At 62.9% G+C, this 19,953-nt stretch carries 20 protein-coding genes; 6 read left to right on the top strand and 14 right to left on the bottom strand.

The annotated features are described in order from the left end of the window. Nucleotides 1-13 precede the first annotated feature (13 nt). A complete protein-coding gene (locus tag AC0L3E_RS16720; RefSeq protein ID WP_128307378.1) occupies nucleotides 14-1,342 on the top strand; it encodes a dicarboxylate/amino acid:cation symporter in 1,329 nt (442 codons plus the stop codon). Nucleotides 1,343-1,411: 69 nt separating this feature from the next. Here the strand turns inward: AC0L3E_RS16720 and AC0L3E_RS16715 are convergent, their stop codons facing one another. The 12 genes from AC0L3E_RS16715 to AC0L3E_RS16660 all read right to left on the bottom strand — a co-directional run bounded on the left by AC0L3E_RS16715 (nucleotide 1,412) and on the right by AC0L3E_RS16660 (nucleotide 13,005). Next, nucleotides 1,412-2,440, bottom strand: a complete 1,029-nt coding sequence (locus AC0L3E_RS16715) for an ROK family protein (RefSeq protein ID WP_473605198.1) — start codon at nucleotides 2,438-2,440, stop codon at nucleotides 1,412-1,414. Next, nucleotides 2,437-3,159, bottom strand: coding sequence for a ribulose-phosphate 3-epimerase (locus AC0L3E_RS16710; protein WP_127319210.1), 723 nt, complete (start codon nucleotides 3,157-3,159; stop codon nucleotides 2,437-2,439). The genes AC0L3E_RS16715 and AC0L3E_RS16710 overlap by 4 nt, the downstream gene beginning before the upstream one ends. Then, the gene (locus tag AC0L3E_RS16705; RefSeq protein WP_473605196.1) at nucleotides 3,156-3,989 is read right to left on the bottom strand and encodes an alpha/beta fold hydrolase; all 834 of its coding nucleotides are present in this window, start codon (nucleotides 3,987-3,989) and stop codon (nucleotides 3,156-3,158) included. Before AC0L3E_RS16705 ends, AC0L3E_RS16710 begins: the two co-directional genes overlap by 4 nt. Then, nucleotides 3,989-4,807: a sugar phosphate isomerase/epimerase family protein gene (locus AC0L3E_RS16700; RefSeq protein ID WP_127319214.1), complete on the bottom strand. Its 819-nt coding sequence runs from the start codon at nucleotides 4,805-4,807 to the stop codon at nucleotides 3,989-3,991. The genes AC0L3E_RS16705 and AC0L3E_RS16700 overlap by 1 nt, the downstream gene beginning before the upstream one ends. Continuing rightward, nucleotides 4,807-5,883, bottom strand: a complete 1,077-nt coding sequence (locus AC0L3E_RS16695; protein WP_473605195.1) for a Gfo/Idh/MocA family protein — start codon at nucleotides 5,881-5,883, stop codon at nucleotides 4,807-4,809. The genes AC0L3E_RS16700 and AC0L3E_RS16695 overlap by 1 nt, the downstream gene beginning before the upstream one ends. A gap of 11 nt (nucleotides 5,884-5,894) precedes the next feature. Further along, nucleotides 5,895-6,668, bottom strand: a complete 774-nt coding sequence (locus AC0L3E_RS16690; RefSeq protein WP_473605220.1) for a sugar phosphate isomerase/epimerase family protein — start codon at nucleotides 6,666-6,668, stop codon at nucleotides 5,895-5,897. A 111-nt stretch (nucleotides 6,669-6,779) separates the two neighbouring features. Next, entirely contained in the window at nucleotides 6,780-7,622 is an 843-nt protein-coding gene (locus AC0L3E_RS16685; RefSeq protein WP_023808790.1) for a carbohydrate ABC transporter permease, read from the bottom strand. 5 nt (nucleotides 7,623-7,627) lie between these two features. Then, nucleotides 7,628-8,524: a carbohydrate ABC transporter permease gene (locus AC0L3E_RS16680; protein ID WP_023808791.1), complete on the bottom strand. Its 897-nt coding sequence runs from the start codon at nucleotides 8,522-8,524 to the stop codon at nucleotides 7,628-7,630. Nucleotides 8,525-8,660: 136 nt separating this feature from the next. Further along, on the bottom strand, nucleotides 8,661-9,908 hold the full coding sequence (locus AC0L3E_RS16675; RefSeq protein WP_127266568.1) for an ABC transporter substrate-binding protein: 1,248 nt from the start codon (nucleotides 9,906-9,908) through the stop codon (nucleotides 8,661-8,663). A 108-nt stretch (nucleotides 9,909-10,016) separates the two neighbouring features. Beyond that, nucleotides 10,017-11,162, bottom strand: a complete 1,146-nt coding sequence (locus AC0L3E_RS16670) for an ABC transporter ATP-binding protein (protein WP_127319222.1) — start codon at nucleotides 11,160-11,162, stop codon at nucleotides 10,017-10,019. Between the two features lie 88 nt (nucleotides 11,163-11,250). Continuing rightward, entirely contained in the window at nucleotides 11,251-12,201 is a 951-nt protein-coding gene (locus AC0L3E_RS16665) for a PfkB family carbohydrate kinase (RefSeq protein WP_473605194.1), read from the bottom strand. Nucleotides 12,202-12,204: 3 nt separating this feature from the next. After that, the gene (locus AC0L3E_RS16660; protein ID WP_127255183.1) at nucleotides 12,205-13,005 is read right to left on the bottom strand and encodes a beta/alpha barrel domain-containing protein; all 801 of its coding nucleotides are present in this window, start codon (nucleotides 13,003-13,005) and stop codon (nucleotides 12,205-12,207) included. A gap of 162 nt (nucleotides 13,006-13,167) precedes the next feature. Between AC0L3E_RS16660 and AC0L3E_RS16655 the strand changes: the two genes are divergently transcribed. The 3 genes from AC0L3E_RS16655 to AC0L3E_RS16645 all read left to right on the top strand — a co-directional run bounded on the left by AC0L3E_RS16655 (nucleotide 13,168) and on the right by AC0L3E_RS16645 (nucleotide 16,308). Next, a complete protein-coding gene (locus AC0L3E_RS16655) occupies nucleotides 13,168-13,929 on the top strand; it encodes a DeoR/GlpR family DNA-binding transcription regulator (RefSeq protein ID WP_127319228.1) in 762 nt (253 codons plus the stop codon). Nucleotides 13,930-14,189: 260 nt separating this feature from the next. Further along, nucleotides 14,190-15,338 carry a Gfo/Idh/MocA family protein gene (locus tag AC0L3E_RS16650; RefSeq protein WP_473605193.1) on the top strand — a complete coding sequence of 383 codons (1,149 nt, stop codon included), beginning with the start codon at nucleotides 14,190-14,192 and terminating at the stop codon, nucleotides 15,336-15,338. A 10-nt stretch (nucleotides 15,339-15,348) separates the two neighbouring features. Next, nucleotides 15,349-16,308, top strand: a complete 960-nt coding sequence (locus tag AC0L3E_RS16645; protein WP_473605192.1) for an alpha/beta hydrolase — start codon at nucleotides 15,349-15,351, stop codon at nucleotides 16,306-16,308. On the opposite strand, the gene AC0L3E_RS16640 is transcribed toward AC0L3E_RS16645, so the two are convergent. Further along, on the bottom strand, nucleotides 16,296-17,330 hold the full coding sequence (locus AC0L3E_RS16640; RefSeq protein ID WP_128307384.1) for a LacI family DNA-binding transcriptional regulator: 1,035 nt from the start codon (nucleotides 17,328-17,330) through the stop codon (nucleotides 16,296-16,298). The two genes, AC0L3E_RS16645 and AC0L3E_RS16640, sit on opposite strands and share 13 nt — an antisense overlap. A 409-nt stretch (nucleotides 17,331-17,739) precedes the next feature. Between AC0L3E_RS16640 and rsgA the strand changes: the two genes are divergently transcribed. Beyond that, nucleotides 17,740-18,750 (top strand): ribosome small subunit-dependent GTPase A, encoded by a 1,011-nt coding sequence (rsgA, locus tag AC0L3E_RS16635; protein WP_164898490.1) that lies wholly within the window; start codon nucleotides 17,740-17,742, stop codon nucleotides 18,748-18,750. Between the two features lie 21 nt (nucleotides 18,751-18,771). On the opposite strand, the gene AC0L3E_RS16630 is transcribed toward rsgA, so the two are convergent. Further along, a complete protein-coding gene (locus AC0L3E_RS16630) occupies nucleotides 18,772-19,305 on the bottom strand; it encodes a sterol desaturase family protein (RefSeq protein WP_127266577.1) in 534 nt (177 codons plus the stop codon). Between the two features lie 173 nt (nucleotides 19,306-19,478). Here AC0L3E_RS16630 and AC0L3E_RS16625 point away from each other — a divergent pair, with 173 nt between their 5' ends. Next, entirely contained in the window at nucleotides 19,479-19,949 is a 471-nt protein-coding gene (locus AC0L3E_RS16625) for an NUDIX hydrolase (protein ID WP_127266578.1), read from the top strand. Nucleotides 19,950-19,953: the final 4 nt, after the last annotated feature.

The following is a 19,953-nucleotide window of genomic DNA, read 5'->3' as shown; positions in this document are numbered from 1 at the left end:
CAGGGAGAGTTCGATGCACATCGCAGACCAATCAGGCGCGCTTGCCGCGCAGCGCAAGCCTTTCTATGCCCAACTCTACGTGCAGGTGCTCGTCGCGATCACCGTCGGCATCCTGCTCGGCCATTTCTATCCGTCGGTCGGCGAGAGCATGAAGCCGCTCGGCGACGCCTTTATCAAGCTGGTCAAGATGATCATCGCCCCGGTCATTTTCCTGACCGTGACTACGGGCATTGCCGGCATGAGCGACCTGCAGAAGGTCGGACGTGTCGCCGGCAAGGCGATGCTCTATTTTCTCACCTTTTCGACGCTGGCTCTGATCATCGGCCTTGTCGTCGCCAATGTCGTGCAGCCGGGCGCCGGCTTCAACATCGACCCGGCGACGCTCGACGCCTCGACCATCAGCAATTACGCCGCCAAGGCGCACGACCAGTCGGTCACCGACTTCCTGATGAACATCATCCCGTCGACCATCGTCGGCGCCTTCGCCGACGGCGACATCCTGCAGGTGCTGTTCTTCTCGGTGCTGTTCGGCATCGCGCTGGCGTTGGTCGGCGACAAGGGCACGCCCGTGCTCAATTTCCTGCAGGCGCTGACGACACCGATCTTCAAGCTGGTCAGCGTGCTGATGAAGGCGGCCCCCATTGGTGCCTTCGGCGCGATGGCCTTCACCATCGGCAAATACGGCATCGGCGCGGTGATCAATCTCGCTATGCTGGTCGGCACCTTCTATGTGACGTCGTTCCTGTTCGTGTTCGTCGTGCTTGGCGCGGTCTGCCGCTACAACGGGTTCTCCATCCTGTCGCTGATCCGCTATATCAAGGAAGAGCTGCTTTTGGTGCTGGGCACCTCCTCGTCGGAAGCCGCCCTGCCCTCGCTGATGGAAAAGATGGAGAAGGCCGGCGCCAAGCGCTCGGTCGTCGGCCTGGTCATCCCAACCGGCTATTCCTTCAACCTCGACGGCACCAACATCTACATGACGCTGGCGGCGCTGTTCATCGCACAGGCGACCAACATCCACCTGTCTATGGGTGACCAGATCCTGCTGCTGCTGGTGGCCATGCTTTCCTCCAAGGGTGCCGCCGGCATCACCGGGGCCGGCTTCATCACCCTTGCGGCGACGCTTTCGGTGGTTCCGGCGGTGCCGGTCGCCGGCATGGCGCTGATCCTCGGCGTCGACCGCTTCATGTCGGAGTGCCGGGCGTTGACCAACTTCGTCGGCAATGCTGTCGCCACGCTGGTGGTGGCTCGCTGGGAAGGCGAACTCGACGAGGCCAAGCTGGCCAGAGCGCTGGCGGGCACGGCCGACGATAGCCTGCCGGCGGACGTTGTTCCCGCCGAGTAATGACGCGCGGTCAATGCGTAAAAGGCCGGAGGCGTGCTGCCTCTGGCCTTTGTCATGCAGGTCGCAACGTCAGACCGTGCCGGTCTTGCTCAGTGGCGTGTCCGGAAACGTGCTTGGGCCAACAGGCATGCGGGCTGCCAAAGTGCCCCCGTCGTCGAACAGCACAAGGCTGGCGGCGCCGACGAGCCCGGCATGGCGGCCGAGCTGGGCCTGAACGACCGGCACGTCGCGATAGGCGCGCATAGCCCGTTGCCTGATGGTCGCCTCGATGGTCGGCAGCATCAGATCGAGCCCATTGGCGATGCCACCGCCAACGACCAGCACATCGGGCGAATAGAGATGCAGGAGATTGGTGAAGCCAATGCCCAGCCAGCGCGCTTCCTCCTCCAGCAAGGCCGAGGCAAGAGCGTCCTGCAGCCGTGCCGCCTCGACGACATGGCGGCCGGTCACCTCCGCGTCCGCTGACAAGCGTCGCAAGGTAGAGCCGTCTCCGGCTGCCGTGGCGGCGCTGGCGCGGCGGCCAAGTGCCGTTCCCGACGCGATGGCCTCGAAGCAGCCAACGACACCGCATACGCAGCGCTCGCCTTCATTGGTGATGGTCATGTGACCGATCTCGGCTGCAAGGCCACGGCGGCCATGCAGGATGCGCCCGTCGACGACGACACCGCCGCCGATGCCGGTCGAAACCGTGACAAAGACCAGCGAGCGAGCGCCATGGCCGGCGCCGAAGCGCCATTCGCCGAGCGCCGCGGCATTGGCGTCGTTCTCCAGCCGCACCGGCAGGCCGAGCCGCCGTTCCAGGATGTCGGCAAGCGGCACGTCCAGCCACCCGGCGAGCGTCGGCGGGCCGACGGCGATGCCGGCCAGCGGATCGAGCGGCCCCGGTGCACCGACGCCGACGCCGACGACCGAAAGTGCCGGGGCCTCGGCATGGACTGTCGCCGCCAACGCCTCGATCTGGCCGATCACCACATCGGGACCGGCCAGCGCCTGCGTCGGCACCGCCGCGAATGCCAGGATCTTGCCGTCGCGGTCGACCAAGGCGGCGCGAAGCTCCGTCCCGCCAAGATCGATCGCAAGGGCGGCTTCTGATGTCATGCCGCGACCTTCAAGCCGTGCAGCCAGCCGATGCGGCCGGCGAGATCCTTGTCACCGAAGGCGAGCGAACCGAGAACCACGGTTTCGGCCCCGGCGGCACGCAGCAACGGCACGGTCTCGTGGCGGATGCCGCCATCGGCCGCCAGAACCACTTGCGCCTCGCGGCCGGCCTCTCTCAGGATGGCGCGGGCAGCGCCCAGCCTGTCGCAGGCCTTGTCCGACAGGCTCTGTCCCTTGACGCCGATTGCGGTTCCAAGAAGCGTCACGAAGGCGACTTCCGGGACGAAGGCCGTCACCGCTTCCACAGGCGTCTCCAGCCTGAGTACGACGCCGGCCTCGGCGCCGAGCTCCCGCGCCAGCCGCACGGCGCGCAATCCGGCTTCGCCATTCTCGGCATGGACGCTGATCATGTCGGCGCCGGCTTCGATGAACTGGCGCGTCTGCGCCTCGACGATTGCTTCATCGACCATCAGGTGGACATGGATGGGTTTCGCCGTCAGCCCCGCAATGCGGGCGACGAGATCGGGGAAGAACAGGAAGGACGGTGCGAAATGACCGTCCGCCACATCGATATGATGAAGATCGACATAGGGCTCGATGCGCTTCAAGTCGTTTTCGAAATTGGCGAGATTGGCCGACCAGAGCGAGAATTCGGCGATCATCCGGTCGCGCGGCAATGCGGCGATGGCGGCCGGGCCTGAGAGAGGTTTCGAGATCATGACTGGTCCTGGTTGTTGAAATTCATGTCGAGAAAGTCCGCGATGGCGGCGCGAATTTCGGCGAAATGGCACTCCTTGTCGGTGGCCTTCGGCATCACCTCGGCAAAGGTCGCATTGGGGATGGCGTCGGCGAGGCTGCGGGCGGCGGCCAGCGGATGGACGAGATCGATGCCGCTGCCGATGACGAGCGTAGGGAACGCAAGGCCAGCGGCGGCTGCCCGCGTCACGCCAGGTCCATCCTCTGCGATCGCCTGCATCACCTCGGCGAAGACGGGCGCGTTTTCGCGCGCGAAGAAGCCGAGCAGGGAAGCAAGATTGTCCGGCGCTTCGGTGTGAAAGCGGGCGGCCGTCGCGGACGCCGCGAAGATATCTCGCGCCTGCGATAAAGGACGGCTGCGGATGAGCTCCGCCACTTCCACGTAAGGGCGCATGTTTTGCGGCGCCGCCTCGAAAGCCCAGGCAGGGCGCACAAGCACGAGACCGGCGACCCGGTCCGGGTGCCGGGCGGCAAGCTGCAAGGCAATGGCCGCACCCATCGAGATGCCGCCGGCGATGAAACGGTCGAGGCCGGCCGCATCCGCGGCGGCCAGCACATCATCGGCGAACATCGCGATCGAAAACGGGCGCTTGCTACCGGCGCCGGAACCGCCCTGCGCGCGGCATTCGACGGTCAGCCGACGGTATGAAGGACCATCGGGAAAGTTCTGCGCGACCTGCGCTGCGTCACCGCCGAGGCCATGCTGGAAGATAACGGGAAGCCTGCCCTGCCCCGTGTCGAAGACACGAAGCGCTGCATCGTCGCGAAGCAGGATCGTCGGGGCGGCGCCCATCAGAGGAGCCTTCGCAGAAAGGCGGCGACATCGGGGGCTTCGTCGGCGGACAGGCCGTGGGTGACAAGCGGTCCGTCGAAGCCCGCTGCCTTTAGCCGTGCAACAAAATCCGGAAAATCGACAATGCCTTGTCCTGATGTGGCAAAGCGACCGTCACCATGACGGTCCTTGGCATGCGCCATGGCGATGTGGCCGGCGGCCTCGTCGATCGCGGCGGCAACGATAGCGCGCGCCTCGCCGGGCGTGGCGTGTTCGAACAGGTTTGCCGGATCGAGCACGATCTTCAGATGCTTCGATCCCATCTCGGCGATCAGCCGGGTCGCATCCCTAGCCGAGGTGACGATGTTGGCCTGCTCAGGCTCGATGCCGAGATCGACACCGGCACCTTCGGCCAGCGCCAGCGCCTTCGCCATCTCGGCGGCCATGTCGGACCAGGCGGCCGGATCGGCATTGTCGGGATGATAGGCCCACTGATCGGCGGCGTTGCGCGAGCCGGTGCAGAGCGTGACCAGCGGGATGCCGAGGGCAGCAGCAGCCTCGATGACAACGGCGAGGCGCCTGAGGCCGTCGTCGCGCACGGCTTTGTCGGGATGCGCCATGTTGTAGGTGCCCGACAGTGCTGCGAGTGAAACGCCGTTCGACTGCGCGGCGGCACGGACGGAGGCGATGGCGTCCGCCGGCACAGCATCCGGCATCGACGGCAGGCCGGCACAGGCCAGATTGAACTGCGTCGTCTCATAGCCAGCTTGCCGCACCGCAGCCAGCACGGCGGCCGGATCGGTGCCGGCAAAGGTCTTGGCGAAAATGCCGAGACGCATCACACCGCCCCCGACACCGAGGCGAGTTCGACTCGCTCGCCTGATTCCACCGAACGCGCGATGGCGACCATGGCGCGGATCGAGGCGATGCCGTCCTCGACATTGGCGCCACGCATCGGCGTGCCGTTCAGGACTGTGTCCGCAAGACCTTCCAGCTGGCGGCGGAAGAAATGGCCATCGGCGCCGAGTGGCTTGTGGGCCGTGGCGGTCTTCTCGTGAAATATCTCCACCTCGCTGGCGCGGAAGTACCAAGGGTTGAATGTCCTGGCGATAACGGAGCCGTTCTCGCCATAGAGCTGAAAACCTTCGTGCCAGTCCATGCGCACGGCAACCGTCAGGTCGAGATGGCCGAGCGCGCCGCTGGCGAACTCGGTTTCGACGAACCAGCAATAGGCGCCGAATTTCTCATTGAGGCGGGCGCGCACGGCGACGATATCGCCGCACAGGAAACGCGCCGTGTCGACGAGATGCGAGCCATGGGCCAGCATGAAGTATTGCCTGAGATCGGCCTTGGGATTTCCGGCTGGCTTCCTGGCTAGCCTGCTGGTGACGGGCAGCGGCTGCACGGCATCGGTGTTGGTGTAGCGATGGGTGGAATCGCAGTACCAGGCCTTCAGCGCCAGCACTTCGCCGATCTCGTCGCGAACGAAGTCGCGCGCGGCCTCCAGTGCCGGATCGAAGCGCTTCATGTGGCCGACCTGCAGGATCTTGCCCGAGCGCCTGACCGCTTCGGCCAGCGCCTCGCCCTCCTCGACCGAGGTGCCGATCGGCTTTTCACAGAGAACATGCTTGCCGGCGTTGAGCGCCCTGATCGACATCGGCACGTGATAGGCGTCCGACGTGGCGACGATCACCGCTTCCAGCTCAGGATCAGCGAGCATTGCCTCATAGTCGGAATACATCTTCTGCGGCTCATAGGTCGCGCCCATGCGGGCAAGCAGATCGGGTGCCGCATCGCAGATGGCGTAAAGGTCGGCATTGCCAGCTTTCACGCAGGATTCCAGATGCGCGAACTGCGCGATGGGGCCGCAGCCGAGCACGCCGACCCTGAGGCGTCTGTCCTGTTTCTTGATCATCGTCTCGTTCTTCAGGCGCCGTAGCTGCGCATAGTCTGGCGGTTGGTCTTGACCGCGCCGGCAGGATCGGCGGCGGCCGTTTCGGATTCTTCCTCCAGCACCAGCCAGCCGTTGAAGCGCGGTGCGGTGTTGGCGATCTCGATGACCGCAGGCGTGTCGCAGACGCCCTTGCCGAGCATGGCCCAGGTGCCGTTGGCATAGACGTCCTTGAGGTGGATGTAGCGGATGCGGTCGCGGTAGGTGCGCAGCGTATCGGACATGTCCTTGTGGCCGCGCAGGATATGGCCGGTATCCGGTACCCAGCCGACCAGGTCGGGGTCGAGCAAGGCAAAGATCGTGTCGTAGTCGGCGCGGTCGAACAGCAGCGTGTTGTGGTGCGAGCTTGGATGCACCGCAACCTGGAGGCCGGCCTTGCGTCCGATCTCGCCGGCCTTGTTGTAAACCTCGGCGGCGATGGCGAACTTATCCTCGCGCGGGCCGTCGGACACCATCGTGGCCGAGCCCATCGATACCAGCGCATTCGGGAAGGCGGCGGCGAAATCGATCCAGCGCTTGGCGGTTTCGAGGTCGGCGCCGATCTCCTCCTTCAGCGTAAAACCACTGTTCGAGCCAAAGGCGAAGGAAACCAGCGTCAGCCCCGACGCCTTCAGCGCGGCGGCGAACTCCTCCGGCTTGTCGCCATAATGTCCGATCATGGTGTCGGTGATCTCGATGCCGGCATAGCCACCATCGGCGATCGCCTTCAGCAGATCGTCGGGGCCGCCGGTAAACCGGTCTCCCAGCATTTCCCAGGTGAAGGTCTGGCAGCCGACTTTGAGCTCTTTCACGTTCGTCCTTTCATTCCTTGATATCGCCTATTGCTTGATGCCACCCTGCGTCGCCGTGGGATGGACGTCCTACTTGACCGAGCCCGCGGTCATGCCGGCGAGGAAGTACCTCTGGGCAACGAGGTAGATGAGCAAGAGCGGTAGCGAGCCGAGCACACTCATTGCCATCATCTGGTTCCATTCGAAGGCGTGCTGCCCCATCAACAGTTGGATGCCGATCGGGACGGTGCGCATGGACGTCGACTTCGTCAGTGTCAGCGCAAAGAGAAATTCGTTCCAGCACAACAGGAAGGTGTAGACCGACGTCGCCACGATACCAGGCAGTGAAATCGGGACGATCACCCGCCAAAGCGCTGTCCAACTGGTGCCGCCATCGACGGCTACGGCTTCATCGAGATCGCGGGGCAAGGTGTTCAGATATCCCGTCATCAGCAGGATCGCGTAGGGCAGCGTAAACACCAGATAAGTCAGGATCAGTGCGACGTAGGTGTCGAAGATGCCGTATGAGACGACGAGCCCGAAGAAGGGGATCAAAAGTGTGATCGGCGGAATCGTCTGCGTGCTGATGATGATTGTGTTGAGGCTGCCCTTGCCGCGGAAGTTGAAGCGGCTGAACCCGTAGGCCGCCAGCAGGGCGATCAGCACCGTCAGCACAGTCACCGCTCCCGCCACGAAATAGCTGTTGAAGAAGAAGCGCAGCTTTACCGGGTCGCCAAGGATGGCTGCATACGCTTCCAGCGTGAAGGCCTTTGGCAGGATGGTTGGTGGCAGGGCAAAGATTTCGGTATTCGATTTGAACGAGCTGCTCAGCATCCAGTAGATCGGAAATGCCGCGAAAAAGAGCCCCGCTGCAAGCGCTACATGGAGCGCGACGGTGATCAGCCTGTCTTTCGGCGTATGCCTTTTCCTCATGATGACTACCGAGCCTTCTGATAGCGAATATAGAACAGCGTCAGGCCGAGAGAGATCAACAAGATGACCACAGCGCTGGCTGAAGCCTGCGACAGGTTGTAGCTCGAAAACGCCAGCTTGTACGTGTAGGTGCTGAGGACCTCGGTCGAGTAGATCGGGCCACCGCCCGTCGTTATCCAGATTAACGGGAAGACCTGCATGGTCCAGATGAAGTCAAGCAGCGAGATGCTGATGATGATCGGCATCAGCTGCGGAATGGTGATGAAGATCAGCTTCTGGTAGGCTTTCGCCCCGTCGATATCGGCAGCCTCGTAGAAATCCTTGGGAATGCCCTGCAAACCCGCGAGCAGGCTGACCATGAAGAGCGGATAGCCCGCCCAGATGTTGGCAAAGGTGACCGCGTGCAGCGCGGTCTCAGGCGAGGAAAACCATTCGACCTTGGAACCGATGATGCCGATTTGCATGAGAATGCTATTCACGACACCGTTCGGCTCAAGCAGCAGGCGCCAGATCACGGCGATAATCACCGCGGTGAACAGCCAAGGCAGTATATAGAGCACGCGCAGGATATTGCGCAGCGTCGGATTGATGCGGTCGCTGTTCAGCATGAGCGCGAAGGCCATGCCGATGGTCATGTGGAAAATGACACTCATGCATGTGAAGTAGAGCGTGTGCCACAGCGAAGCCCAGAACACGGGGTCGTCGAAGATCGCCTGGTAGTGTTTCAGTCCGGCAAAGGATGGGTCACGACGCAGCACCGCGCTGTTCTGGAACGAGTAGCCAATCACCGTCACCATCGGCAGCAGCATCAGAAGCCCGATTATGAGCAGCGAGGGCGACAGATAGAGGTAGGGTGCGACCGCTCGTTTGAGCTTGTGGTGGGAGCGCTTTTGCCGGGTCATGTGCCAACCTTGGGATACGCCTTCAAGAGAAGGTAAGCTTCAAAACAGGTCCACTCAAATTGCCGATCCGTTGTTGCCGGGTGGCCTGCCCGAAGTCAGGCCACCCGGTCGAAGTCAGCAAACGGGAACAGGCCGATCAGAATTTCGCCATCCAGCCCTTCTGAGCGGCGGCGGCTGCTTGTTCCGGAGACTGCTCGCCGGCGAGCATCTTTTGGGCTTGCACGTCGAACTGGGTCATCAGGTCTTCTGCCACCGGCAGGCCCGTGAACTCATTGGCGAGATAACCGGTCTTGAAGATTTCAAAAGCCTTGCCGAAAGCCTTGTCCGAGGTCACGAAATCGGGCTTGGCGTTGACGTTGCCCGGGAAGGCGTTTGCAAGCGACACGAGCTTGGCGTTCACCTTTTCACTCATCACATATTGGACGAGTTTCCAGGCCTCTTCCTGATGTTTCGAGGCAGCAGAGATGCCGATGCCCCAGGAGGCATAGGGAAGGCCGCGCTTGCCGGTATAGTTTTCCACGACCGGGACCGGGATGAGGTCGAAGTTCAGCTTGGGATTGCGCTTGCGGATGAGGTTCACATGCGCGAGCGAGTCGATCATCATCCCGACGCGGTTGTTGACGAACTCCTCGACCTTTTCCTGCTCGGTCTTGGTGGCGATGCCGGGCGAGATGGTTCCGGCGTCGTTGAGAGATTTGACGAAGGTGAGCATATCCACCACCGGTTTGCCCTCAAGGTCCGGCTTGCCGTTCGCCATCATCGACTGACCCGAAGCCCAAACCCACGACATCATGTCGTTCTGGACGCCGGATGGCGTTTGCAGCGACAGGGGCAGCACCCAGCCATACTGGTTCTTGTCGGCGATCGTCATCTTCTTGGCGGCTTCGAGAAACTCCGCACGGGTCGACGGCAGCTTGGTCACGCCTGCCTGGGCGGCGAGGTCCAAATTCACGAAGACCGGATAGACGAAAGAAGCCACGGGAAACATCACCGCCTTGCCGTCCACCTTGACGATGTCCGCGACCTGGCTCTTGTCGAAACCGCTCGCATCCATCATCGGATTCATGTCGGCGAGTGCGCTCTGCGCATTCAGATTGTTCACCCAGGCACCGTCGAGACCGACGACGTCGCTGAGCGTTCCGGTTGCAGCACCAACCGAGATCTGGTCTCGCGTGGTCGCGTAGGGGCCGCTGACCAGCGTCACTTTGATTCCGGGATTTGCGGCCTCGAAGTCATCCATGATTGCCCTGAGCGAGCCGGCCGGCAATTCGGGCTCCCACCATTGGGTGAATTCCAGCGTCGTATCCGCCATGGCGCCGGTTGCGCCAAGCAACCATGCGGCCGCGGCTATTTTCAGCATCGCGGGTTTAATACGAAACGTCATTCTCTCCTCCTTCTTTATATTCGCCCGCACAATGCGGCCGATCGTCTGGTTATTCAGAAGTCTTCTTACGCAGGCGCCTCACCCTCACCCGCGGGTCTTCGCTGATACTCAGATTGCCAGATGCGTCTCCGGGTCGAAGTAATGGAGCTTGGTATCATCCAGGGCCAACCTGATTTCCGAGCCGGAACGGACTTTGCTGGTCGGTTCGAATTTCGCCACCGCATTCGACGCCAGGCCGAAATCCTGCACCGCGTCAGGGTCGCCGGAGTCCACCCGGACCGCGTCGATGTCGAGATGGACGATTTGTTCGGATCCAAGTTCTTCGATCGAGGTCACCTTTGCCGGTATCGTCTGATACTTGCGGCCGGATTCGAGGCTGCTGTCATAGAGATCCTCCGGTCGTATGCCGAACACGACCTTGCGCCCCGCATACGACTTCAAGCCCGGCCTGCGCACGAAGGCTGCATCCTGCAGCCGGATGGCCAGGGCGCCGGACATCAGTTCGTCGCCCGTCAGGGTCGCCTCGAAAAGGTTCATCGAAGGAGACCCGATGAAGCCGGCAACGAAGGCGTTCACCGGCGATTCATAGAGTCTCTTGGGTGTGTCGACCTGCTGCAGCACGCCGCCTTTCAACACCGCGACCCTGTCGCCCATCGTCATGGCTTCGGTTTGGTCGTGGGTCACATATATGGTCGTTACGCCGAGCTGCTTTTGCAGACTGGTGATTTCGGCGCGCATTTGAACACGCAGTTTCGCATCCAGATTGGAAAGCGGTTCGTCCATGAGAAAGGCTGCCGGCTCGCGCACCATGGCGCGGCCCATGGCAACCCTTTGACGCTGCCCGCCTGAAAGGTTCGCGGGTTTGCTGTCCAGCAGAGACGTCAGTTGAAGGGTTTTGGCGATCTCGTCCACGCGCTTTTTGCGCTCGGCCTTCGGCTTGCCTGCCAGCCGCATCGAAAAGCCGATGTTTTCGAACACCGTCATATGCGGGTAGAGGGCGTAGCTCTGGAAGACCATCGCGATGTCGCGGTCCTTGGGCGGCATGTCGACGACGTCGACACCGCCGATCCGAAGGCTGCCGCTGGTGACGTCCTCCAATCCCGCGATCATCCGCAGCGCGGTGGATTTGCCACAGCCGGACGGCCCGACGAGAATCAAGAACTCACCGTCCTTAACCGACAGGTTCAATTGGTCGATTGCGTGAAAATTGTTCCCGTATGTCTTGCAGATATTCTCAAGAACGACTTCTGCCATATTCCTCCCTCCACAAGTCTAAGCCACTGATTTTTATGATTGTCCTCGGCTTACGTTCACCTGCGAAATTTTTCCTCGGATAGCTAGGCTATGTTCCGGTATCGAGCCGCGCATATTTCAGTTCGACTGCCGACGGCGCGTTTGTCGATGCCAGGAGTTGCTTGACCTGGTCGTCGGTCGGAAGCGCCTCGCGCCCGCCCCGCCCCGTTATCGAAAGGGCCGCCGCCGCGGCCGCGAATGCGACCCGGCCTGCGGTGTCGATCCCGCGCGTCAATGCAAGGGCATAGGCGCCATGAAAGCAGTCACCGGCGCCGGTCGAGTCGACGACGGCAACCCGGTGCGGAGGCAGGTGCCAGAGCCCTGTCTCGTCGCGTCCGCGATAGAAGACGCCCCTGCCGCCATCCGTCAGAACCACGGCGGACCGCGACGGCAACCACAATGCATCGAGTATCTCGGCCGGCGACTGGCGGCCGGTGGCGGTCCGCGCGAAGCCGAGCGGAAGAATGAGATGGTCGCAGAGCCCGATCAGTCTCTCGGTGGCCGGGCCGTGGCTCCATTCGACATCGCCGAGGATCGCAAGGCCGAGATCGCGAGCCCGAGCCACGACATCCAGCGACCCGATCCCGTAACTGTCGACGATCAGGACTGTCGCGCGGCTGAGAACCTCGTCCGGAAAGTCCGGCGCGGTGCCCAGCATCGCTTCGTCGTCATACGCGATGAATCGCTCCCCATCCGAACCGACGGTGATCCGCGAGCGCACCGGGCGCGCGTGCGGGTGGCGCGGCGCAAACGCGGTTTCTACGCCGCTCGCAACGAGATCGCACAACACGGCGTCGTCGGCGGCACTGCCCAGCCATCCGACGAACCCGGCGCTTCCGCCGAGCCGCGCGACGGCGGCAAGTGCCGTCGCGACATTTCCCCCGAAAGCTCGGGCACTTTGCAGAACCTTCCCCTTGCCCGCCGACAACGGCTGATCGACATAGACGATGTCGTCGATCGCAATAGCTCCGAAGCCGAGGATTGAAGGGACGGCGGGCATGGTTCAGGCACCCGCCTTCGCCAGGGCGTCTTGCGCCGAAAGGCCGTCATGGATGACGCCCCGAAAGGCGATCGCTGCCTTTTCCGGATCGCCGTGCCCCCAGAGATTGCGGCCCACCACGGCACCGCGCGCGCCGGCACGGATGGCGTCCGCCGTCTGCTGAAGGGCGCCGAGCAGCGTGTCGGTCTTCGGACCGCCGGCGATCACAACCGGCACCGGGCAGGTCCGAACGGTCTCTCGGAACGACTCGAAATCGCCCGTGTAACCGATCTTGATCACATCGACGCCGGACTCGTAGCCGATGCGTGCCGCATAGGCGATCTCGTCGGGGGTGAAGACGATTTTTGCCCCGTCGGTGAAATCGCGAGGGTAGATATGCGCCACCACCGGCATGCCGTAACGGGCCGCCGCGTTCACCGAATCGGTCAGCCAGCGTATGTATTTGCCCTCGGTCGCGCCGCGCACCGGAATGGCCACGGCCAACGCATCGGCGCCAGCGCGCACCGCATCCTCGGGCGTTGCAATCAGTTCACTGATGCGATCGTCCGGGGTGAAGCAGCCGGCCTGGATCACCAGGCAAGCCTTGCCCGCGTATTGCGGCCACAGATGGCGCGCGGTGCCGGGCTGGATGCTGACGTAGTCGGGTTTGCCTACCATGACGCGTGCAAGGGCGCCCGGCAGATCGGCAAGACCTCCTTTGCGCACGTCGCCATAGCCGACAAAGTGGTCGACCGCGCCGCCAAAAAGATTCCCCGATGGATGTGAGAAGAGGCGCGCCAGGCGCACCTTGGTTCCGAGGCTCATGAGTCCAAAATTCTCCAATCGATTGATTTCAAAATCCTGCACCCAGTGTTTGCGAAAGAAAAGACAAATGCAATCTTTCGAAACCTTTCGAATTCGCATATTTTTGGTAGAGTGAACCGAGGCCAGGGTGATTGCTTGGCGGATGGAGGCAAGGACAGGGCAATGTTGTCAGAGCAGAGACGCCAATCGATCCTGGGTGAAGTGCAACGTAGCGGACAGGTCCGCATCAAGGACCTGTCAGACGATTTTGGCGTATCGGAAGTCACGGTGCGCTCCGACCTCGAGATACTGGACCGTAAGGGACTGCTGACCAAGACCCGCGGAGGCGCGGTGACCCGGACCACGGATTCGACCACGGCCGCGTTCGCCCGGCGGATGCAAACCAACCTCGATGCAAAGAAACGCATCGCCCGGGCAGCGGTAGAACTGTTCGAGGACAACCAATCGGTCATCTTCGACGGCGGCTCGACATTGATGCAGGTTGCCATGCTGTTACCGCCGCTCAGCAATGTCGTGGTCGCGGCCACGGCGATGAATATCGTGCAGCATCTGATGCATCGGCCCGGGCTCGACGTTCACATGATCGGCGGCCGGGTCTATCCAGACACGGTGAGCACACTGATCACCGATGCCGACACGGCTCTCGGCGGCTTGGTAGCGCATCAGGTCTTTGTTGGAGCGCATGCGATTGACTCGTCACTGGATGTGGTCGACGTGAACGAAGACATGGCGCGAACGAAGCGAAACCTCGTGCGCATGGCCCGGCGCGTTGTCCTCCTTGCGGATTCGAGCAAATGGGGCGTCAGCGGAACGTCCAAGGCCTTTTCGCTGTCGAGCGTCGATGTCGTGATCACCGACGATGGCCTGTCCGACCCGATACGCAGCCAGCTTGATAGGACCGGGGCCAAGGTGATCTATGCCTGACCCCGTCGCGGTCTTGGCCGCGGCGGAAATATCCGATGCGCGCATGAGCCACGGGATCCGCATCGACGGCCGTTCTTTCGGTCATTTTCTCCTCCCAGGACTGGCAGCCTCCCGATATCGCACCAGCATTTTCGCATGTTGTATAAAAATTTTACGCGCGTCAATATTTAAAATGTTGTATAGCCTTTTGCGAATGCGATCCGCCTAGCGGCTGGGCGGATCCCGGCAGGCCATGAGCGCATTGGGAGGCAGGATCGAAAATGCACGGGACATCAAAGACCAAACTCGGGATCGGCGTCATCGGATGCGGCAACATCTCGATGACTTACCTGCGCAACGCCGGGCTTTTTGGCGGGATCGAATTGCGCGCCTGTGCCGATATTTCGGCCGACATGGCGGCGGTGCGGGCGAAGGAATATGGCATCCAGGCACTCGGCGTCGATGCGCTGCTGGCCGACCCGGAGATCGATCTTGTCCTCAACCTGACCATTCCGGCGGCGCATTTCGACATTTCGTTTGCCGCGCTTTCGGCCGGCAAGCACGTCTTCACCGAAAAGCCGCTCGCCACCTCGGCCGCCGACGGACAACGCCTGGTCAACGAGGCGCGGTCGCGCGGCCTGCTGCTCGGCTCGGCGCCCGACACGTTCCTCGGTGCTGCCGGGCGCCGTGCGCGCCGGTTGATGGATGACGGCGCCATCGGCCGTCCGGTCACCGGCACCGCCTTCATGATGGGCCGCGGCATGGAGCACTGGCACCCCAACCCGCAATTCTACTACCAGCCAGGCGGTGGCCCCGTGTTCGACATGGGTCCGTACTATCTGACCATGCTGGTCAATCTGCTCGGCCCGGTCGAGCGCGTCATGGCAATGGCGACACGCGGCCAGGAAGAAAGGCTGATATCAGCCGAAGGGCCATTCAAGAACACCACATTCAAGGTCGGCACGCCGACCAATGTGCTGTCGCTGCTCGAGTTCCGCTCCGGCGCGACCGTCACCTTCGGCGCCTCGTGGGACGTCTTTCGCCACTCCAACCATCCGATCGAACTGCACGGCACGGAGGGCTCGCTGCGCCTGCCCGATCCCGACACGTTCGGCGGCACGGTGTCGCTGTCGGAACGCGGCACCGACTGGCAGGATTTCGTCAGCGAGGGCGAACTCTACGGCGCCCGCAACTGGCCTTATGCGGCACCCGATCGCGCCAATTACCGCATGCTCGGCGTCGCCGATCTGGTGCGCTCGCTTCAAACCGGCAACACCCCACGGGCCTCCGGCAGCCTCGCGCTGCATGTACTGGAGATCATGGAGGCTATCCTGCGCTCCGGTGAAACACAGGGATCAGTCGCCATCGCGGGCGATGTCGTGCAGCCGGCCCTGCTGACCGAGGAAGAGGCGAGCAGCCTGCTGGCCTGAGGACATGACCATGACGCTCGATCCGGATGCGCTGCGCGTCCTCGAAATTGGTCGTGCAGCCGGCGGCGAGCCATTCGAGACCGGCAGCGTGGCGGCGGCGCGAACTGCCTACAACGCCTCGTTCCCGACGTTACAGGGTGAGCACGAGCCGGTCGCTGCGACCCAGGAACGGCAGATCGACGGGACGAATGGGCCTATAGCGCTCCGCATCCATCGCGGCATCGGCGCACCGCAAAGCGGGGCACCGGCGCTGCTCTACCTGCATGGCGGCGGCTGGGTCATCGGCAACCTCGATTCGCATGACGAGATCTGCCGCCTGATGGCCAATCTCGGCGGCGCCGTCATTGTCTGTCCCGATTATCGCCTGGCGCCAGAGCACAAATTTCCCGCCGGGATCGAGGATTGCCTGGCAACACTGCACTTCATGGCGGAGAATGCCGCCGGTCTCGGCATCGACATCAGACGCATCGGCGTTGCCGGCGACAGCGCCGGCGGCAATCTCGCCACGGTGCTGGCGCTGCTTGCCCGCGATGGGCTTGCGCCTCCGCTTGCGGCGCAACTCCTGATCTATCCCAACACCGACGCGCGGCAGGCATCGAATAGCTACCAGCGTTTCGGCGACGGCTTCGGGCTCACCGCAACCACCATGGCATGGTTCCGCGACCACTATGTGCGAACGCCCGACGATATCACGGACTGGCGCGTCTCGCCCTTGCTGGCGCCTGACCTCGCCCGCGTTGCGCCGACCTTTGTAGCGCTTGCCGGCTGCGACATCCTCGCCGACGAAGGGGCAGCCTATGCGGCGCGCCTGCAAGCCGCGGGCGTGCCGGTGATCCTCCGGCAGTGGCCGGGCCAGATCCATGGCTTCGTCTCAATGGGACGCCATATTCCCGCTGCCCGGCAAGCGGTGGCCGAGGCGGTGGCTGCCTGGCGCCACTTCGAGAAGATCGCTGACGATCAGGCCGACTGACGCATCACCAGGGTGGCGCCGAGCTTGACAGTGCGGGCCAGGCCTTGCTTCGGCGGATCGGCCTCGTCCAGCAGAGCCAGCAGTATCTCGACGCTGCGGCCGGCCATGGCGGCGAAATCCTGCGCCATGGTGGTCAGCGCCGGGCAGGTGTAGCGGCTCAGCGGATGATCGTCGTGTGCTGCAACCCGCAGATCGCAATCGGGCCTGCGGCCGACCTTCAGGCCGCGCGAGTACGCAGCCGCCATCACGCCAAAGGCGAGACGATCATTGGCGCACAGGATGGTGCGGCCGGGCAAGGAGCCGGCCTCCAGCATTTTTTCCGTCTGCTCGTAGCCGATGCGTTCGAAGTCCCAGGTGTAATCGCGGGTGCCTTCGATGACGACCGGCTTGAACCCGGCGGTCTCCATCGCGACGATGTAGCTTTCCTGGCGTTCGCCGGAGTTGTGGTTGACGTGTGGGATGTCGAGATAGACCGGCGGCTCACCCGAACGGCAGAGATAGTCGACGATGGTCGAGACGCTCTGCCGGTTGTCGTTGCCGACGAACGGCGTATCGCCCTCGATATAGGTGTCGAAATAGACGATCGGAATATCCTGCCCGAGCTTGTCGAAGACGCCGCGGTCGGAAGCCAGACCCAGTGGGGCGATGATCGCGCCGGCGACCTTCAGGGACAGCAGCGTCCTGACCGACTCCGCCTCCAGCTTCGGCGAACCATGCGAGGAGATGACGATCGGCCAGTAGCCTTCGTCGCGGCAGCGAAATTCGATGCGGCTGACCATCTCGGCGTAGAACGGATCGGTGATCGTCGGCACGACGATGCCGATGTTGCGGGTGCGCTTGCGGTTGAGATTTCGGGCGAAAAGGTTGGGCTGATAGTCCGAGGAGCGCAGGGCGGCTTCGATGCGCGCCCGCGTCGCCGGCTTCACGCTCGCCGGATCGTCGAAATATTTGGACAGCGTCGGCCGGGACACGCCGCATGCCTGGGCGAAGTCATCCATCGTGCGGTGCGTCTTCTCCGCCATCGATATATTCCTGATCCCCTGCCATGATCGGCCCGCCCCCAGTCATGCGGCCGTTGACCGGATGCGACAATCCTGGATGGAACTTATTCAGTCAATTTTCACAGTTACCAATAGAACCCAGAAATATTGCATGCGTCAAATTATTCGTTAACGTTTCAAAACTGAGGCGGCTCGCCGCCGTTTTTTCCCGCCAAACGCTTTCGGATAGCGCTGTTTCGTCGACTTGATCGTCAGTTCGACGATCGAGGGATAGGCTGCAGAAGCTTGCCGCTCGCTCTCGGGCCTGCTTGCCAAATGTCGCCATGCCCCCCATACAGCTGGGCAATTGCCCACCCCGTCCGCGCCTCACCTGCCAGGGATACTCTCCAATGTCCGCGACGCCGTGGTCAAAGCCGTGACGGACCACTCCATGCCATCGCTTGCCGGCCTGGGCTGGACGGATTTTTTTGGCGACCAGCTCGAACCCGGCGACGCCGATCTTGTCCCGACGCGGATCGCCACCGTCCACCGCGATCGCCTGACCGGCCTGTCCCAGGCAGGGCCGGTCGATCTGACGCTGCCGGCGCAGGCGAACACCGGCGACTATGCGGTCGGCGACTGGGTACTGGTCGATGGGCATGAACACCTTGTGCAGCGCCGCCTGGTCCGCAAGACGGTGCTGGAGCGCCGCACCCAGGGCGGCAGGGTGCCGCAGCTTGCCGCGGCCAATGTCGACACGCTGTTCATCGTCACCTCGTGCAATGCCGACTTCAATCCCGCCCGGCTCGAGCGTTATCTGGCGCTCGCCAATGAGGCCGGAACGACGCCTGTGATCCTGCTGACCAAGGCCGATACCGCTGAAGACGCCGAGACATATGCAAGGCAGGCTGCCGCGTTGCAGCGTGGATTGCCGGTCGTGACGCTGAACCCCCGGACATCGGATGCGGCAACCATCCTGGCTGCCTGGTGCGGTGTCGGCCAGACGGTGGCGCTGATCGGCTCCTCCGGCGTCGGCAAATCGACGCTGGTCAACACGCTGGCCGGATCGGGGCAGCAATCGCCGCAGCAGACCGGAGGCATTCGCGAGCACGATGCCAAGGGACGCCACACCACCACGTCGCGATCGCTGCACGCCATTGCCGGCGGCGGCTGGGTGATCGATACGCCGGGCATGCGGACTTTGCAGGTCAGTGACGTCGCCTCCGGCATCGACACGCTGTTTGCCGAAATCACCGAACTCGCGCCACTGTGCAAGTTCCGCGACTGCACGCATGTGCATGAGCCGGGCTGCGCTGTGCAGGCTGCCTTGAAGGCCGGAACGCTCGATCCGGAGCGCCTTGCCCGCTGGCGAAAACTGTCCGACGAAAACCAGAACAACACGCCGGCTCAGAGCGGACCCCGCGGAGCCAAGTCTCCCGGCGGTCGCGGCAAGAGGCGTTGAACGGCCGAGGCTGAACTGGCTTCAGAGCCGCGCCGTCCCGAAAACGCGATCCCAGAACGCCGACGTCACACCGAAATTGGCCGCTTCGTCGATGTGGTGATGGACCGCGTGGCGACGCTTGAGCGTGTAGAGATAGCTCGGATGCGCGGGATGCCAGTGATGGATCATGTGGTGGATGCTGATGTACCAGAGGTACCCCAGCATCAACCCGCAGCTTACCGCGCTCGCGGTTGCTAAATCCGAGATCATCCATACCGGCAGGAACGCGACCAGCGCATGCACCCCGAGGCTGAGCCAGGTCGGCGTGCCCACCGAACTGCGCTCCTCGACATGGTGACGGTCGTGCAGGTCCTTGATGTAGGGAATGTGGTGAAGAACGAACCTGTGCAGCACATACTCGATCAGCGTCCAGAGGCCGAGACAGGCGAGGACCGTGCCTATCCAGCCCGGCGCACCCTCTTCGCCGGCCTCGAGCAGCCCAGCCACTGCCAGCACGGCGATTACCAGCGGATACACGACGAAGTCGCTGTAGTAGCCAATAAGACCGAGTTGCATCGTCACCTAGCCTTCGAGCCGCCAAATAGGCGATGGTATCAGATTGCCGGACTCGCGGGTGAGGTGCAATGCAGCCGCGCCTGACATAGCGTCGCAATCCCCTGGTGCAAGGTTCGCGTCAACGATTCAAGGACCATCGGCAGGCTGCCAGCTTCGCAAACGGACATACAAAAATGGCAAAACGCAGTGCGGGATTGCTGATCTATCGCCGCAGCGACGACGATCTCAGGGTGTTGCTGGTTCACCCGGGCGGACCCTTCTGGGCGAAGAAGGACGATGGTGCCTGGTCGATACCGAAGGGCCTCGTCGGCGAGGACGAGGATGAGTTGACGGCAGCGCAACGCGAGACCGAGGAAGAGCTTGGCGTCAAGGTCGATGGATACTTCACTCGTCTCGGCGACTACAGGCAACCGGGCGGCAAGATCGTCTCGGCCTGGTCCGTCGAGGCGACCATCGACATCGATGTGACCTCCATCAAGAGCAACAGCTTCACCATGGAATGGCCGCCAAGGTCGGGATCCCTGAAGGAGTTCCCGGAGGTCGACAGAGCGGGCTGGTTCACCTTGCCCGAGGCCGAGGTGAAAATCCTCAAGGGGCAGCGCCCGATGCTTTTGGATCTTGCCAGGCAGCAAGGCGCGGGATGATCCG

It is taken from the genome of Mesorhizobium sp. WSM4822 (assembly GCF_055811155.1).
The sequence above is the reverse complement of the archived record's forward strand: the minus strand, read 5'-3'. Positions and strand labels throughout refer to the sequence as shown.